This is a genomic window from Bordetella tumulicola (assembly GCF_054779135.1).
Map to the genome: position 1 here is coordinate 792,717 of NZ_BAAGYU010000010.1, position 16,447 is coordinate 809,163.

The window sequence follows — 16,447 nt, forward strand, 5'->3', positions numbered from 1 at the left end:
CGAATGGATAGTGCAATCCATCATCGTCGATGCGTTAATGTGCACAAAACAAAAAACCGCGCTGCATTGGTGAACTGCACCCCAACGGTTGGAACAGGTATTCAATTTTAAGGGGCAGTGCAATTGCAGAAACGGCTTTCTTAATCTATTGCCCGCAGTCGCTATCGCCAAGTTGCCGTCGTCGCTCGTTCGAATGGTGCGGCGCGGTGGCCGTTCGTGTTATGCCACGACCGGCGTGATCGCTTTGCCTGTCTGAAAAAAAGAAACCAGGTTCTGTATCGCCAGCTCCGCCATCTGGCGTCGTGTTTCGACGGTTGCACTGCCGATATGCGGCGACAAAATCACATTTGAGAAACGCCGCAATGGGCTATCGTCCAGAGGTTCCGACTCGAACACGTCGAGCGCGGCTCCCTGGATGGTGCCTGCTTCCAATGCCTGGCATAGATCCGTCTCACTGATCACTGTGCCACGCGCGATATTGACGATGACTCCACTGGCGCCCAGGGCTTTTAGTATGGCAGCGTCAACGAGATGATGCGTCGCTTTACCGCCCGGGCACGACAGAGTCATCACGTCAACGTGAGTCGCCATGGCCACCAACGAATCAAAATGCGTCCATGGCACGTCCTGGCTGCGCCGTCCGTAATAGCTCACGTCTACATCGAAAGGCACCAACCGCTGAACGATTTCTTTGCCGATACGTCCCAGCCCGACGATTCCTATTTTCTTGCCCGCCAAGTTGGTTCCCAGCGGGAATGGTGACTGCGCCCAGGCGCCGGTACGCACAAACTGGTCGGCGACCGGGATACGACGCAGCAGGGCAAGCAATAGGCCTATCGCCAGTTCAGCCACCGCTTTGTTCAAGACATCGGGCGTATTGGTGACAACGATATTTTTCTGCCTGGCGTAGTCGACGGGAATACCGTCGTAGCCAACGCCGTTGGTCGTGATGATGCGCAAATTTGGCAAACGGTCGATCAGCTCGGTGGAAATCCGATAGTTCGAGCGGGTGATGATGCCGCCGATCTTTGTTGCTTGTGACGGATTTTGATCGAGTTCCTGCTCATCGAGCAGCGTAAATATCGACCGGATCTGCTTGTCTACTAATGGCGGAAATACACCAATCTTTAGTAACGGTGGAAGCTCGCGGCTGGTGAAGTCGTGGTTTTCCCTAGGTTGGGCTGTTCCAGAAAACGAGTGGGTTGTCATGGATCAAAGCAGGAGCGTTGTAGCATAGTGCTGGTCAGGACCATAAGTATGAAACAGTTGCCGCAGAGCCCGAAGCCGCTCATGTCATATTTCACACATAATTTTTTTTGTTTTCAGTACGATCGGGCCTAGCATCATGGACATAAAGTACATACAAAGTTTCGTCGCTGTCGTCGAAGCGGGCTCATTCGCCGAAGCAGCACGAAAGCTAGATCTGACGCCAGCCGCCATCGCTGCGCGCATCAAGGCGCTGGAAGGGGATTTGGGCGTAAAGCTGGTGCAGCGTTCCGGACATTCCGTCAAGCCGACGGACAGTGGCATGCGGATTCTCGAAGGCTCCAAGGCCGTTATCCGGAATATTCGCGATCTGCGTGCGATTGCGGTCGATGGCGACCAGCCTGGTGAACTGCGTCTTGGCTGCTTTGTCTCCGCGCTGACCAACGTACTGCCCCCGATCCTCAAACGCCTGTATCAACGACACCCCGACGCGTCCGTATTTGTGACGCCAGGTGGATCCGTCAATCTCTGCAGCAAAGTAACTAATGGTGAACTCGACGCCGCCATCGTCGTGGAGCCACAATTCGCCATCCCCAAGAACTGTGTCTGGCGGCCATTCATGGAAGAGCCCTTGGTCGTCGTGGCGCCAACGCATCTTGCGGGTTGCGATGCCCATGAACTGCTATCCACACAGCCGTTTGTCCGGTACGACCGAAACATCTACGGTGGCCAGCTAGCCGACCGCTATCTGCGCGATCATCATATTCAGGTAAAGCAGCGCCTGGAGATTGATGGCTTGCTGGCCATTGTCTCGCTCGTCCACGAGGGGCTCGGTGTATCCCTGATCCCCGATTGGTCGTCGATGTGGAAATCGCTGGATGTCACCCGCGTCCCCTTGCCAGAACGAGCCCCCGTACGCAGAAACGGCTTAATCTGGAACATACAAGGCCACCATGCCAAGACGGCAGCGTCGATTTTGGAAGATGCCAAGGCGATTTTTAGCGTGCAAAATTAAGGACCGTTGCCGCTGATTTTCAGATCAACTGGCCGACGCGCCACAAGGCACATCGGCCTATCCTGAGGTGTTTTACCCCCTGCCACTCAATTAAACTGATAGAGCACAGCCGGGTTGTCGACCAAAATATGGTTGCGCGCGGCCTCATTTGGCACGGCTTGTGCAAACAAATCCAGCAACGTCGCGTCGTTCGGAATGTTGTTGGGTTGCTCGGTAGGATGAGGCCAGTCGCTACCCCAAACGACACGATCAGGAGCCTCGCGTGCGTACGTACGCGCCACCAGAACGTTATCCGAATATGACGGCGCCCCTACCTGAGAATCAAAGTAAAAACCCGACAGCTTCACATAGGCACGCCCCTGTTGCAGCAATTCGCGAACCATAGCAAAAACAGGGCTCTGCAACGGATCGGGTTTGGGGATATGGGCCAAATGATCGAACACGACGGGACAGGGCAAATCGCTCCACGTCGCACGGTTTTCCAGGAGATAGTTGGCCGGGGCATTGATCTGCACGTGCCATCCCAGTTTAGCCACACGCGCCGCCAGTGGCTTGACCATATCCAGCGTCGTCGTGCCTGGAGGCGACAGGTTAAATCGAATACCTCGTACGCCCGCTTGATGCAATTCCTGCAACATGATGTCTGTGACCTTGGTATTTACGACGGCAACACCTCGCGCCTGACCATCAAATTGCCCAAGTGCCTCTACCAGCAGGCGGTTGTCCACCCCGTAGGAGGACGGCTGCACGATCACGTTCCGGCTCGTTCCAATGCGTTTTTGCAGCGCACGATAGTCGGCTACCGTGGCCTCGCCGGGCCGTAGCGTCGCCTCAGGCGCGAAGGGATAACGCGAATCATAAATGTGATGATGGCAATCGGTCGCCTTTGGAGGGACTTGAGTTTTTGGCAACTCTAGACCCGTCGACCATTTCACCGGATCGGCCAGCGTCGTACGCCTAAAGCTGGACTGAGCGCAGCCGCTAGCACCGAGACCACCCGCGGCAACTACTGTCAACGCACTCAATGTCTTCAAGCACGCTCGCCTATCGTTAAAGTTAGTCATGCTGATGTCTCCTCTTTATCGTAGTGCAGGTGCGCTAAACGGCATACGCACTACATACAGCCCCTCATTCTGTCCTCTCGGCCACGCACCACCATGTTCGGGTGTTCGCGCCTCATTTCGATTGATCCGGTACACCGCGCAGAAAATCGAAATCCACCCCTTTATCCGCCTGAGTCACGGTGTCAAGGAAGAGTTTCTTGTAACCACGAGCAGCAGTGGGCGGTGTCACCGGCTGTTCGAGCCGACGGCGATCGAGTTCCTCGTCAGACACCAGTAAAGCAATCTCTCGGTTGCTCACGCTCAGGCGAATGCGGTCGCCATTGCGGACGTAGGCAAGCGTTCCCCCGATCGCCGCCTCGGGTGTGACATGCAGAACGATGGTGCCGAAAGCCGTGCCGCTCATGCGACCGTCCGAGATACGGATAATGTCCTTGACGCCCTGCGAGGCAAGTTTCTTCGGAATGGGGATATATCCCGCTTCCGGCATACCAGGTGCCCCCTTCGGGCCAATATTTTTCAGAACAAGAATATCTTCGGCAGTGACGTCCAGCTCAGGGGAGTCGATCCGGTCGGCGAGATCCTCGGCATTTTCAAATACGACGGCACGCCCCTCATGCTCCATGAGCGTGGCGTCGGCCGACGATTGCTTGATGATCGCGCCTTCCGGTGCCAGGTTGCCCGACAGAACGGCAATGCCTCCCTGCGGGTAAATGGGATTCTGCACCGTCTTGACCACGCTTTGCGAGAATCCAGGCCCCGCGCGTTCGATTTCCTCGCCAAGCGTGCGTCCGGTTACGGTCAACGCGTCGAGTTTGAGCAACGGCTTGAGTTCACGCAGCAACGTGGCCATGCCCCCCGCTTTATGGAAGTCTTCCATGTAATGCTGGCCGGACGGTTTGAGGTCCACCAGCACCGGCGTGTCACGCCCCATGCGGTCCAGCGTCTTTAAATCGAGATCCAGGCCAAGCCGGCCGGCGATGGCCGTCAGGTGGATGATGCCGTTGGTCGAGCCGCCGATGGCCAGCAACACACGCATGGCATTTTCGAATGCGTCCGCCGTCAGGATCTTTGAAATGTTCAGCCGTTGCTTGGCAAGCTCGACGGCCTGCGTGCCGGTCAGTTCCGCAATCCGCATCCGGTCCGCCGTCACCGCCGGAGGCGTCGCGCAACCGGGCACCGTCATGCCCAGCGCTTCGGCAATACAGGCCATGGTGCTGGCCGTTCCCATGACCGAACAGGTTCCCACGCTGGCCACAAGCTGGTTGTTGACGTCGGAAATTTCCTGATCGTCGATCTCGGTGGCCCGGTACTTACCCCAATACCTGCGGCAGTCGGTACACGCGCCTACCCGCTCGGAGCGATGTGAACCGGTAAGCATTGATCCCGTAACCAGTTGAATGGTCGGAATATCGGCTGAAGCGGCTCCCATGAGTTGAGCCGGCACGGTCTTGTCGCATCCGCCGATAAGCACCACCGCATCCATCGGCTGCGCGCGTATCAGTTCCTCGGTATCCATGGACATGAGGTTACGCAGATACATACTGGTCGGGTAGGAAAAGCTCTCGTGGATGGAGATCGTCGGGAAATCCATCGGGAGCCCACCCGCCAGCATGATGCCGCGCTTGAGGGCCTCGATGAGCTGCGGCGCATTGCCATGACAGGGGTTGTAGGCGCTGCCCGTGTTGGCAATACCGATCACAGGGCGATCGAGCGCGCCGTCTGTATAACCGGCGCCCTTGATAAAGGCCTTTCTCAGGAATAACGAGAACCCATTATCGCCGTAGCTGGTGAGGCCCTTGCGCAGGCCTCGGGCTTCATCCTGAGAGGATTCGCTGCTTTTTTTGCTCATCTTGCTTCAGTCGCTTCTGGTTAATTAACGGTAATTCCGCCGTCGTGAATGACTTTGGCCCACTGGTCTATTTCGGCATTTAACCGTTTTTTCGACGCATCGATATCAAGCGGATCGGCAAAAACGCCTTGTGCCAACAATTGTTCCTTGGCTTTGTCCGTGGCCAGAGCCGTCGTCAACGCCTTGTTGAGCTTCTCGACGATAGGCGCCGGCGTACCCGCGGGAGCCATCACTCCGAAAAGCGAACTGACGTTAAAGCCGCTGAACCCCTGTTCTTCCGCCGTGGGGATATCCGGCAATATCGAGATGCGCTCGGGTGTCAGCACGGCAAGGGGACGCAGTTGTTTGGACTTGATGAACGAAATCGCGGCGGGCACGGTTTCCGTCATGGTTTCCACCTGGCCACCCACGAGATCGGTCATGGCTGGGCCGCTGCCACGATAGGCAACGTGCGTGATATCTACACCCGCAATCTGCTTGAAAAGCTCCATGGCCATACGTTGGGGGGCGCCGGCGCCCGATGAGGCGAAATTGAGCTTGCCAGGATTCTTTTTGGCGTAGTCGACCAACTCGGTCAGTGAATGAATCGGCAGCTTGGGGTTGACCACGGCGACCAGCGGTACAAAACCTACAATCCCGACGGGAGTCAGGTCTTTGCGCAGATCGTACTGGATGGTGTCTTTTTCCAGGGTTGCCATGACGGAATGCGACGTCAAGGCCCCCATCAGCAACGTGTAACCGTCCGGTTCGGCCCGGGCGACCTCTGCTGCGCCGATATTGCCACCGGCACCGCCTCGGTTCTCGATCACGACTTGGCCACCGATTTTCTCGCTCAGGTGCTGGCCCACGATACGCCCGATGACATCGGTCGCGCCTCCGGGCGGATAGGGGATGATCAAGCGGATCGGTTTCTCGGGATAGCCATCCGCAGACTGTGCCTGTGCGCTGAAAGGAATCACAAATGTTGTGGCCGCCATGATGGCCGCAACCATCGCGTGCAGGCGCTTGGGGGCAGAGCGTTTACAGAACATGGTTGTCTCCTTATGGGTTTTTATGGCATCGAAATGACCGATGCATGTTCGCAAACTCTCGCCCAGAGTAAGAGAAAAAACTTTTTGTTCGTTCAAAAAAATATGCGGGGGTAGCGCGGCTGGGCTACGAGAGACCTGTGCAATCGCTCGCTGTGCATACTGAGGTCGATTGCAAGTCGGCTTTGAGGGGGGCTTACTGCTGCATTGCTTCTTAGTGAAGATTGTGGCGATGTACCTCTCGCCACAGGTATAAAGCGCTTAACAGCAAGCCGGCCGCCGACAGCGCCAAGGCAGCGTTCAACGCCGTGGAGTAATCGGCGGTGAAATGGCCAATGGCAGCGGATGCAACAGGACCCATCAATTGTCCAAACGCGAACCCCGCCGTCATACGTCCCAAGATCACCGTGGCATTGCCGTGAGCGCGGGCCCGGGCTTCTTGCATGCCAAGCATCGTGACCACCATGAAAGTGCCGCCCACCAACAAGGCTGCGATCACCACACTGACAAGCGAAGCCCAAATACCGGGCAGCACCACGCCAATCGCCATAAAGATGTGAGAAGCCATCCATACGCTCAGCCGATTCGCTTTTTTCAACCCCCAGGCTACTACCACCGTGGACGCTGCCGCAGCGATCCCGAATAAAGGCCAAGCCCAACCGAATACTTGGGGGTCATCAATCAGTTGCCGGGCCAACTCGGGCAGATAGGTCGCCGGCAGGATGTAGCCGAATCCGAACAGGGTATAGCAAGCAATCAGGCCGCCGGTGTTGGAAGCCGCATCGCGCGAGGGTCTTTGCTGCGCTGAGGCCTGTGTGTCGAGAACCGGGGTCGGCACCGGCAACTGCCAACTTACTGCTAATGGAATGAGCGCGGCTATTGCCGCGAGGAACGCCAATTCGACCCACATCTTCAACGATGACACTTCGGGCCCGGCGACGATAAGACAAAACATGCCTGCTGCCGCAATGCCGAGTCCGACACCCGCGAAAATGACCCCAGCCAGATTAGGACGCCCATAAAAGGCAAGCCACCCCAAGCCCCATGCGCTTGTGGCAACCAAAGTCCAGGCGCTCATCACTCCTGCCATAAACCGAAGGATCGCCCAAAAAGCAACGGATGAGGTCCAACCCACGGCCGCAGTGACCGCCACGGTGCTGACCAATCCTATGGCAAGAATCGTCGCGGGCTTCACCTTGATTCGCGCGGCCAGTAAAGCCCCCACGAGGTATCCGAGGTAATTGCTGGCCGCGAGCAGCGCACCAGCTTCACTATTAAGTAGGCCGTCTCGGACCATCAAGGGAAAAAGTGGGGTGAAGGCAAAACGACCTACGCCCATGGCAACCGCCAGGCAGATCATGGCTGCCACACAGACCATCACGGCGGCTCGACCTGATTCAGCACGGAGAGAAAGGATTGAAGTCAACATGGACTGATTAAAGTCTATTTGCGGCTTTATGAATAATGAATAAATTTGGATTACCATTCTCTATATGAGAACAATTGATTTGGAATCCTTGGCCATCTTCCGAACAGTCGTGGAAGAAGGGGGCGTGATTCGGGCAGCAGAGAAGCTGCACCGTGTGCCCTCAAATGTGACGACCCGTATTCGGACGCTGGAGGAATACTTAGGCGTACGTTTGTTCCGCCGACAAGGGCGTACGCTGAGCCTTTCGGCTGAAGGCCAGACCCTTCTGGGCTATTCGGTGCGGCTGCTCAGACTGGCGGACGAAGCAGTCAATGAACTGCGCACAGGAAAACCTCAAGGAGTGTTTCGCCTCGGTTCTCTGGAGAGCACGGCAGGCAGTCGCCTAGCCCCTATTCTTTCCCGCTACCACATCGAGAACCCTGGGGTGGTCGTGGAGCTCATTACCGGCACTACGGGCACTCTTGTCAATCGCGTCATGAGTTTCGAGATCGAAGCCGCTTTCGTGTCCGAGCCGTTCACCGCATCGGAGCTTGAGTCGATGGTTGTCTTTCGCGAAGAGTTGGTTCTGATTACGTCTAAGCAGACCCGAAATGTTCCCACAGCCAGCGATTTGGGGCGAAGTACGATGATTTCCTTTGCCCATGGCTGCTCCTACCGAAAGAGGCTCGAAGACTGGCTGGGCGATGACAACGTGATGCCTGAGCGTGTTCTCGAATTCGGGTCATATCAAGGCATGATTGCCTGTGTGGCTGCGGGGACCGGCTTTGCGGTTGTGCCTAAGTCCGTACTGGTAGCCCTGCAAGCGACAGAACAGGTGCGTCAGCATAAGTTGCCAAAGCGATTCTCCGTCAATCGGACTCATCTCGTGTGGCGCGGCCACCCCTCTCTTGCCTTGGAAGGGCTGATCAATAGCTTACAGATTGGAGACGTCGAGCAGGGAAGCGGAAATTGGAAAAAATAAGCCCGGCAATGGGAAAAAAATTGCCAGTAGCGCGCCCACCCGTCCTTCGACGGGAAGGGCTGCAGACACGCTAGCGGCTCACAGCTAGTCCATTTGAATATTCAGCTTCTTTACGATGGGAGCCCAGAGTTTCAGCTCATCTTCCATTATTTTGGCCGAAGCAGCGGTATCATTTGCAAAAGGACTAGCGCCCTGCTCGACAAGTTTTGCGGTGAAATCCGGCTCTTGTGTCATGGCCAATACGGCATCTTGAATCTTTTTTACCACCGGTTCAGGGGTCTTGGCCGACACCATGACGCCGTACCATGAATCAAGAACAGCGTTCTTCACTCCGCCTTCGGCGAAAGTCGGAACATCCGGGATGGAGGGTGCTCGCTGTTCTGATGCGACGCCAAGCAAGCGTATCTTGCCTGCCGATACATAGGACATTACATTTGGCAGATTCACAAATAAGGCGTTGACTTCACCAGATAGCAGATCAGCCGTCGCGGGTGCGGCGCCTTTATAAGGGATATGCGTCAATTTCACCTTGGCGCGATCTTGAAAGACCTCCCCAACGAGGTGATTGATTGAGCCTACCCCGGCTGAGCCCATGTTGATCGAGCCAGGATTGGATTTCGCATGCTCGACAAACTCACTCATGGTATTAGCAGGAGTATTCAGGGATACGGCCAACACGTTAGGCACGGAGGCAAAGGTGGCTACAGTTAAAAAATCCTTATTGCTGTCGAAATCCAGGTTTTTGTAGAGTAATGGCTGCAATACTTGCCCTTGGGTCCCTACTAAAAGGGTATATCCATCAGCCGGGGCCTTTGCAACGTAACCGGTGCCAATGATGCCCCCTGCACCCGCACGGTTGTTCACAATGACAGGCTGGCCGAGGTGGGCTGACAATCGCTCTGCGATGATTCGACCCATCAGATCCACAGTGCCTCCGGGTGCGAACGGGACGACTAATGTGATCGGTTTGTTTGGATAGTCTTGGGCACTTGCGTTGAACGAAAGCGCCAACGCGAAGATAGTTGCGATTGTCTTAAGCATCAAATCACTCCGTTTTGCCTATATAACGATTCACTGCTGTCATACAACAGACAGCATTTTTTTAGCCATGCGAATGCATGGTGCGAATAGCTCATAAACAAGCTATGAGCGAACAATTATTTCCAAGTTGCCAACGATCAGTAGTCGCCCTTTTTGCATCTAGCCTAGCCAGCGTGCGACTGCATTTTTTCGCGATGCTGCGGCTGTCTCGACTTGCTTATGGCGCGCTGCAAGCCATTCATACTGTTCGCCTATCACGGTTCGGGCCGTTTCGATGAGTGAATCTATTTCGGCAGCGGCCGTTCCCCCCAAAGACGTTCGTGAGTTGACGAAAGCACGGGCATCTAAGCTGTTACGAATAACCTCTGTCGATAAGCCAGGACCAGGAATGCCAAGCATCCGCGCTGCATCGCTTAATAACTCACTGGTAACGTCTCGGACGGAAACCTCTTTATCCACGCACAAGCGCACCAGACGAGCGACAAGACTGTGAGCTTCTCGAAATGACAGCGAGCCGCCCCTGACGATCTGATCAGCCAAGTTTGTGGCAGTGGACCAATGTGCGTCTGCCGCGCGAGCCATATTCTTTTTGTGCACAGCCAGGCTTTCGACCATGGCGGCCATGAGTCGGAGGCTTCTATTCGTTTCCGCAAAGGCATTATCAAGCAAAGGCAATTCCCGCATCACAACGTCTCCGGTACCTTCGGCACGGAACGTTGCCAACGCATTTGTCAACCAGGTCGTGGCTGCGCCTGCAGCGAACTTCACCACTTCCAATCCCGCCGGATTCTTTTTTTGCGGAAAGATGGAGCTCGTGCCGCAAAACTGATCAGCGGTTTCCACAAAAGAAAACTCATGACTCGACCAAAGGTGAAGATCCGTTGCCAGGTCATTTAACGTCGACATGACAAAAGAAAGTGCCGCTGCCACTTCGGCTGCGTAATAGGCTTCCCGTGCGAGTTTCGAATTCACGACGATCCCGTCGAAGGCCAGCAGCTCAGTGGTTCGCGTCCGGTTTATCGGCCAGGCTGTTCCAGCCAGACCGGCGGCCCCCAAAGGATTCAAATTGAGTCGGCTAAATGCGCAGCGCAACCGATCAAAATCGTCCGAGATCTTTGTGCTGAAGGACAACAGGTAATGCCCGAAGGTTGTTGGATGAGCATGCTGCATGCATGTATATCCCGGCATTAGCGTGTCGGCGTGTTTGGATGCAAGGCGAAGAATGACTTCCTGAAGCCTTATGATCTGGTCAAACACGTCCAGCAAAAGACGTCTTTTGTAGAGTCGGCGGACCGTCGGGCCTTGATCCAGGCGGCTGCGGCCCGTGTGCATTCGCCCCCCAACGGATTCTCCAATTTGATGGAACAGATAGCTCTCTACTTGGAGTAAGAAGCTTCCTTGCCGCGGGTCAACCGGAAACTGCTTGGGCCCCATTGCGGCGATTTCCTGCAGCGTGCTCAAGATCAACCGGGCTTGCTCTGGCTCAAGAATGTTTTGTTCGGCCAGCATGATTGTGTGTGCGATGTCGACCTGAAGATATTCATGAAACTGCAGCAGTTCTCGTTCCAAATGCGGCAGCTCAAAAAGCTTCACCATTAAATCGGAAGGCGCTGAGTCTAGCCGGGCCTCCGCCAGAGTGCGGCCATGCGAAAGCGGTTCGGCGTTATTGCTCACAACAATTTTCTCCATGCAAACGATTCCTCAGCAAAATCCTGATCCACTTCGTAAGTGGACTCCCTGCATATCGACTTTATTTTTTGAGAGGTCATTCGTCCAATTCATTTTTATGGGAAACTCCGATAAATTTCGCTGATGAGAGGAAGGGGCATGGAGTTACGACAAGTTGAGGCTTTCGTGTCGATCGCAACACTGCGAAATTTCCGAGTGGCTGCCAATCGACTACATATCACTCAACCGGCAATTTCAATGCGTCTTGCGTCACTGGAGCGGGAGCTTGGGGTAGAACTGATTGATCGCAGTGGCGGCGATGTGCAGCTGACGCCTAAAGGCATGCAGCTATTGCAGCTTGCCGAACATCTGCTCGATACCTCCTCAGAACTGAAAGTATTGGCTTCGGGCGAGCAGAAAAAATTGCAGAGAGTGCGTATTGGCACGACCAGCACGATCGTTAATGCGTGGATTGTCGACCTATTCAAAGAGATGGAACGTGATCTTCCTCATTTAACGGCCGAGCTGATGGTCGACACGTCACCACGTTTACGAAGCTTGCTGGAACGAGGAAAGTTGGATCTGGCCCTCATCATGGGCAATACCCTGAGTGCGGGGGTTCGCAATCTGCCGCTTGCACGCTACGAAACACAATGGGTGGCCAGCCGAGCGCTTCACTTTCCTGAAGCGATGGCGTTGGCGGACATAGCCCAGCATCGCATCATGACTTATGCCAGGGATTCTGCTACCTACGGCTCGCTAGAAGAGTTGTTTCGCAATAATGGCCTATGGCCAGTTCGACTGAGTTGCACCAATTCAACCGAAGCGCTGCTGGGCGTTGTTAAAGCCAGTATGGGTATAGGTGTCATCAGCGAAGCATGCGTGAACGTTTCGCGCGACGCGGAGTCGCTCCAAATCATTCGAGGAGCTCCCTCGCTACCAGCGTATGAATACGTCGCGTCCTATCACGTGGACTCAGTTGGCCGTGTCGGGATGATGGTGGCCGAGATTGCCCAGCGTGTTTGTTGGAGTCACGCTGCAGGCAGTCGTTGATTTGTACTTATGGCTCTACGTCATTAACGGGAAATAGTTTTCGAAACGCTAGCCCGCGCGCACTTGCGTTGGGAAACCAACTATCCTTGCCGGGTAAACCCGCGTATATCAATTCTGCATCCGCCACGCCCTTATATTGATTTGACCGTCTTGTACCCCTATCGATAAAGTTCTCACACGTTACATAGCTACGGTAACGCGTTGGTTATTCGACTCGAATACAAAACTTTCGTAGCGGGGAAAAGTCATGAAACCTATCACTGCAGCGTGTCTGGTCGCTTTCCTTTCTTGCGGCGGGGCCACCTCGGCACAAACTAATCTCTACGTTGGCGGGCCTGGCGGCAGCACGCAAAAGATGTTCCAGGAAAAAATCATTCCTGCGTTCGAGTCGGGGCACAAGGTCAAAATCACCTACGTTCCTGGTATTTCCAGCGCGCTGGTCGCCAAGTTGCAGGCACAGCGCGGCAAGCAAGAGATGAACGTGGTGATCGTCGACGATGGTCCTATGTACCAAGCTATCCAGTACGGATACTGCGAAAAACTGGAAGACGCCTCGGTATATGGCGATTTGTACGACGCGGCAAAGTTCGGCGGCAATGCGGTAGGCGTTGGATTCGTGGCGACGGGCATAGCCTACAACAAGGACACGTTTCAGAAAAAGGGCTGGCAGCCGCCCAAATCCTGGAATGACCTGACAGATCCAAAATTCATGGATCGCTTCACAACATCATCATTATCGGGCACCTACGGTGTCCATACGCTGGTGATGTTCGCGCATATCAATGGCGGCGACGAGAACAACATCGAACCTGGTTTCAAGGCGATTGCCGACAAATTGGAGCCGAACGTGCTTAGTTGGTCGTCGTCACCTGCCAAGCTGGCTGAGATGTTCCAGAACCGGGATGTGGACGTGGCAGTCTGGGGCAGTGGCCGTGCATACGCGTTAAAGAAAACGGGCTTCCCGATTGAGTTCGTGTATCCCGAAGAAGGCGCGGCCGCGTTGGTGACGGCGGCGTGTCCGGTGGTGCAGAATAGCGCGCCCAAGGAGTCGCAGGCGTTCATTCAGTTCCTAGTGTCGCCTCAGGTACAGAAATGGCTGGCTATAGAAGGCTGGGGACCGACGAACAGCAAGACGAAGCTGGAAGGTGAGGTTGCCCAGAACGTTCCGTATGGCAAGGATCAGGTGGCGAAGCTGGTACCCATGGAGTGGGATGTGATCAATCAAAATAGATCCGAGTGGACCAATCGCTGGAATCGCACGATCGAGCGCTAATCGCGTCGCTGTTAACTGACGGACTAGGGCTAGATTATGAGCTTTCTTTCTTTGCAGGGGCTGTCCAAAGTCTATGGCACCGATCTGCAGGTTGTTAAGTCGTTAAGCCTGGATGTGCAGCAGGGCGAGTTCATTTCGCTACTGGGGCCATCGGGCTGTGGCAAGACTACGACGTTGCAGATGGTTGCGGGGTTCGTGGCGCCAACCGAGGGACGGGTTCATCTGAATGGCGTGGACATCACGCAGTTGCTGCCCGAAAAACGTGACATGGGTTTGGTGTTTCAGGGGTACGCGCTGTTTCCTCACATGACTGTCGAGGAAAACGTGGGCTTCGGACTAGAGATGCGCAAGATGGCTAAGCCCCAGGCCAAGACTCGCATTGCCGAGGCATTGGAGATGGTGCGCTTGCATGGACTAGGCGCGCGTTATCCCAAGGAGCTGTCCGGTGGACAGCGTCAGCGGGTGGCGATTGCTCGTGCATTGGCTATTCGGCCGCAGGTGTTGTTGCTGGATGAACCCATGTCCAATCTGGACGCAAAGCTGCGAGGCGAGATGCACGTGGAATTGCGGTCACTGCAAAAGCGCTTGGGCATTACCACCATTCTGGTGACGCACGATCAGGTCGAGGCCATGACGATGAGTGATCGTATTGCGGTTATGAGCAACGGTCGAATCGCGCAGCTGGGCACGCCTTTCGAGGTGTATGACAGGCCCGCGTCGGGTTTTGCGTCCAGTTTCCTTGGGCAGAACAATATTTTTTCTGGTCAGGCGGCGGGGCACGACGGAGATTTTGTGAGGCTGGAAAAAGGCACTTTCCGATGCCGCGCCCTGCATCAGGGTCGTTTGGTGCAAGGTGAAATCAAGGTTTCGTTGCGGCCCGAGCGCTTGCAGTTGGTGGCGTCTGGTGGCGGAAAGCTGAATGGCCAGGTGGTGACACGCCTGTTTCTGGGTAGCTATTGGCTGTACGAGATTCAGACGGTACTGGGCCTGCTGCATTTGACCATTCCCAATGTGCGCGTGCCCTTGGCTAACGAGGGCGAGCAGGTGGGTCTGGATTGGGTGGACGAGGATCTGCATGCGATCAGCGACGAGGTGACGCATGCCTGAGAACCGCTTGCCTGGCGTGATGGCGCCGTGGCCGTTGTTTTTGCCTTCGTTGCTGTTGTTCGTCGCGGTGCTGGTGGTGCCTTTGGGACTGACAGGGGTGTTGTCCTTCAATGCATTCGATGGCATGCGCGGAATTCAGACGACCTACACCTGGGCCAATTATCTGGAGATCTTTAGCGATGGTTATTACCACGAGATATTTCTGCGTACAGGTGGTCTGGCGTTAGGGGTGACGGTGTTGTGCGTGCTGTTGGGCGTGCCCGAGACGCTGATTCTCGCCCGGATGCGCGCGCCCTGGCGTGGGATGTTCCTGATCGTGATTTTGGGGCCACTGCTGATTTCGGTGGTGGTGCGGTCGCTGGGTTGGTCGATCCTGTTGGGCAACTCCGGGCCGGTCAATACCGTACTGCAGGCGCTGGGAATCGTTGACGAGCCCATCCGGTTCTTGTTCTCGACCTTGGGAGTGGTGATTGCCATGACGCATGTGTTCCTGCCGTTCATGGTGATTGCGGTCTGGAGCGCGTTGCAAAAGCTGGATCCGCAGGTCGAACATGCGGGCAGATCATTGGGGGCTAGCCGCTGGACGTCGTTTCTGCGGGTGGTCTTTCCGCAACTGCTGCCTGGTGTGCTGTCGGGCAGCATTATCGTGTTTGCCTTGGCGGCTTCTGCATTCGCGACGCCTTCGATTATTGGCGGGCGACGTGTGAAGGTGGTGGCGACTGTCACGTACGACGAATTTTTGAATTCGTTGAACTGGCCGTTGGGGGCGTCCATCGCAGTGCTGTTGTTGGTCGCGAACATCGTGATCATTCTGGGGTGCAACCGGTTGGTTGAGCGCCGATTCAAGCAGGTATTCTCATGAAAGACGCGAATGTAAAGAATGGCTGGGTGGCGTTGACATTCCACACGCTGCTGGTTTCTTTCATCCTGGCTCCGTTGGTCGTCGTGGCCCTGGTGTCTTTCACGGACAAGGACTATTTTGCGATGCCGTTCAGCGGCGCGTCGTTTAAATGGTTCGTGGCGATCTGGGATGCGCCCGACATTATCAGTGCGTTCTGGCTGTCATTATGGTTGGCACTGGGCGCGGCAACGCTTGCGGCAGCGCTGGCCCTACCTTGCGCGGTGGCGATTGCCCGGTACCGGTTTATGGGGCGCGATGCCCTGATGGCGCTGCTGATGTCACCGTTGATGATTCCGCACATTGTGCTGGGCGTGGCGTTTTTACGGTTTTTCTCGGTAACGGGAGTCAGCGGCTCGTTCACGGCCCTGATGCTGACGCATACGGTGGTGGTTCTACCGTATTCGCTGCGGTTGACGCTGGCTGCATTGGTGGGACTGGATCGTGAAGCTGAGCTGGCGGCTCGGTCGCTGGGCGCGGCGCGGTTGACGACAGTGCGTCGTGTACTGCTGCCGTTGATCATGCCTGGCGTGGCGGGAGGGTGGCTGTTGGCGTTCATCCAAAGTTTCGATGAGGTCACTATGACCATTTTTGTGGCAACACCGGGCACGACGACGCTGCCTGTGGCGATGTACAACAGAATTTCTCAAATGACCGACCCGCTGATCGCGTCGACGTCCACCGTGTTGATCGTTGGCACGCTGCTGCTGATGGTGCTGCTGGACAGAATCGTGGGTCTGGATAAGGTGCTGATCGGCAAGAGCTAGCAGCCCGTTTTCATCTTTTTTCGTTTTACCGATTTCGTCGGACTCCCGTCTGACGCAGGGTTCGTTCGTGCCCGAACGAGACTCGTGG

At 55.6% G+C, this 16,447-nt stretch carries 14 protein-coding genes; 7 read left to right on the forward strand and 7 right to left on the reverse strand.

Features of this window, described 5'->3' with window-relative positions:
* Positions 1–219 precede the first annotated feature (219 nt).
* Positions 220–1,209: a 2-hydroxyacid dehydrogenase gene (locus ACYVDM_RS21035; RefSeq protein WP_415788502.1), complete on the reverse strand. Its 990-nt coding sequence runs from the start codon at positions 1,207–1,209 to the stop codon at positions 220–222.
* A gap of 136 nt (positions 1,210–1,345) precedes the next feature.
* Here ACYVDM_RS21035 and ACYVDM_RS21040 point away from each other — a divergent pair, with 136 nt between their 5' ends.
* Complete coding sequence (locus tag ACYVDM_RS21040; protein ID WP_415788505.1) at positions 1,346–2,221, forward strand: LysR family transcriptional regulator; 876 nt, start codon at positions 1,346–1,348, stop codon at positions 2,219–2,221.
* Positions 2,222–2,307: 86 nt separating this feature from the next.
* Here the strand turns inward: ACYVDM_RS21040 and ACYVDM_RS21045 are convergent, their stop codons facing one another.
* The 4 genes from ACYVDM_RS21045 to ACYVDM_RS21060 all read right to left on the reverse strand — a co-directional run bounded on the left by ACYVDM_RS21045 (position 2,308) and on the right by ACYVDM_RS21060 (position 7,591).
* The gene (locus ACYVDM_RS21045) at positions 2,308–3,285 is read right to left on the reverse strand and encodes an amidohydrolase family protein (RefSeq protein WP_415788508.1); all 978 of its coding nucleotides are present in this window, start codon (positions 3,283–3,285) and stop codon (positions 2,308–2,310) included.
* Positions 3,286–3,397: 112 nt separating this feature from the next.
* Positions 3,398–5,134 carry an IlvD/Edd family dehydratase gene (locus ACYVDM_RS21050; protein ID WP_415788510.1) on the reverse strand — a complete coding sequence of 579 codons (1,737 nt, stop codon included), beginning with the start codon at positions 5,132–5,134 and terminating at the stop codon, positions 3,398–3,400.
* A gap of 20 nt (positions 5,135–5,154) precedes the next feature.
* A complete protein-coding gene (locus ACYVDM_RS21055; RefSeq protein ID WP_415788513.1) occupies positions 5,155–6,165 on the reverse strand; it encodes a Bug family tripartite tricarboxylate transporter substrate binding protein in 1,011 nt (336 codons plus the stop codon).
* A 211-nt stretch (positions 6,166–6,376) separates the two neighbouring features.
* Positions 6,377–7,591 (reverse strand): YbfB/YjiJ family MFS transporter, encoded by a 1,215-nt coding sequence (locus ACYVDM_RS21060; RefSeq protein WP_415788515.1) that lies wholly within the window; start codon positions 7,589–7,591, stop codon positions 6,377–6,379.
* A gap of 64 nt (positions 7,592–7,655) precedes the next feature.
* On the opposite strand from ACYVDM_RS21060, the gene ACYVDM_RS21065 reads away from it, so the two are divergent.
* Entirely contained in the window at positions 7,656–8,552 is an 897-nt protein-coding gene (locus ACYVDM_RS21065) for a LysR family transcriptional regulator (protein WP_415788517.1), read from the forward strand.
* An 84-nt stretch (positions 8,553–8,636) separates the two neighbouring features.
* Here ACYVDM_RS21065 and ACYVDM_RS21070 read toward each other — a convergent pair whose 3' ends face one another.
* Both ACYVDM_RS21070 and argH read right to left on the reverse strand, forming a co-directional pair.
* A complete protein-coding gene (locus ACYVDM_RS21070) occupies positions 8,637–9,593 on the reverse strand; it encodes a Bug family tripartite tricarboxylate transporter substrate binding protein (protein WP_415788519.1) in 957 nt (318 codons plus the stop codon).
* Positions 9,594–9,752: 159 nt separating this feature from the next.
* On the reverse strand, positions 9,753–11,282 hold the full coding sequence (gene argH / locus ACYVDM_RS21075; protein WP_415788521.1) for an argininosuccinate lyase: 1,530 nt from the start codon (positions 11,280–11,282) through the stop codon (positions 9,753–9,755).
* A gap of 138 nt (positions 11,283–11,420) precedes the next feature.
* Between argH and ACYVDM_RS21080 the strand changes: the two genes are divergently transcribed.
* The 5 genes from ACYVDM_RS21080 to ACYVDM_RS21100 all read left to right on the forward strand — a co-directional run bounded on the left by ACYVDM_RS21080 (position 11,421) and on the right by ACYVDM_RS21100 (position 16,359).
* The gene (locus tag ACYVDM_RS21080; RefSeq protein WP_415788523.1) at positions 11,421–12,314 is read left to right on the forward strand and encodes a LysR family transcriptional regulator; all 894 of its coding nucleotides are present in this window, start codon (positions 11,421–11,423) and stop codon (positions 12,312–12,314) included.
* A gap of 247 nt (positions 12,315–12,561) precedes the next feature.
* Complete coding sequence (locus tag ACYVDM_RS21085; RefSeq protein ID WP_415788525.1) at positions 12,562–13,587, forward strand: ABC transporter substrate-binding protein; 1,026 nt, start codon at positions 12,562–12,564, stop codon at positions 13,585–13,587.
* 36 nt (positions 13,588–13,623) lie between these two features.
* Positions 13,624–14,694, forward strand: a complete 1,071-nt coding sequence (locus tag ACYVDM_RS21090; protein ID WP_415788527.1) for an ABC transporter ATP-binding protein — start codon at positions 13,624–13,626, stop codon at positions 14,692–14,694.
* Complete coding sequence (locus ACYVDM_RS21095; protein ID WP_415788529.1) at positions 14,687–15,556, forward strand: ABC transporter permease; 870 nt, start codon at positions 14,687–14,689, stop codon at positions 15,554–15,556. The genes ACYVDM_RS21090 and ACYVDM_RS21095 overlap by 8 nt, the downstream gene beginning before the upstream one ends.
* A complete protein-coding gene (locus tag ACYVDM_RS21100; protein ID WP_415788531.1) occupies positions 15,553–16,359 on the forward strand; it encodes an ABC transporter permease in 807 nt (268 codons plus the stop codon). The genes ACYVDM_RS21095 and ACYVDM_RS21100 overlap by 4 nt, the downstream gene beginning before the upstream one ends.
* The last annotated feature ends 88 nt before the right edge of the window (positions 16,360–16,447 follow it).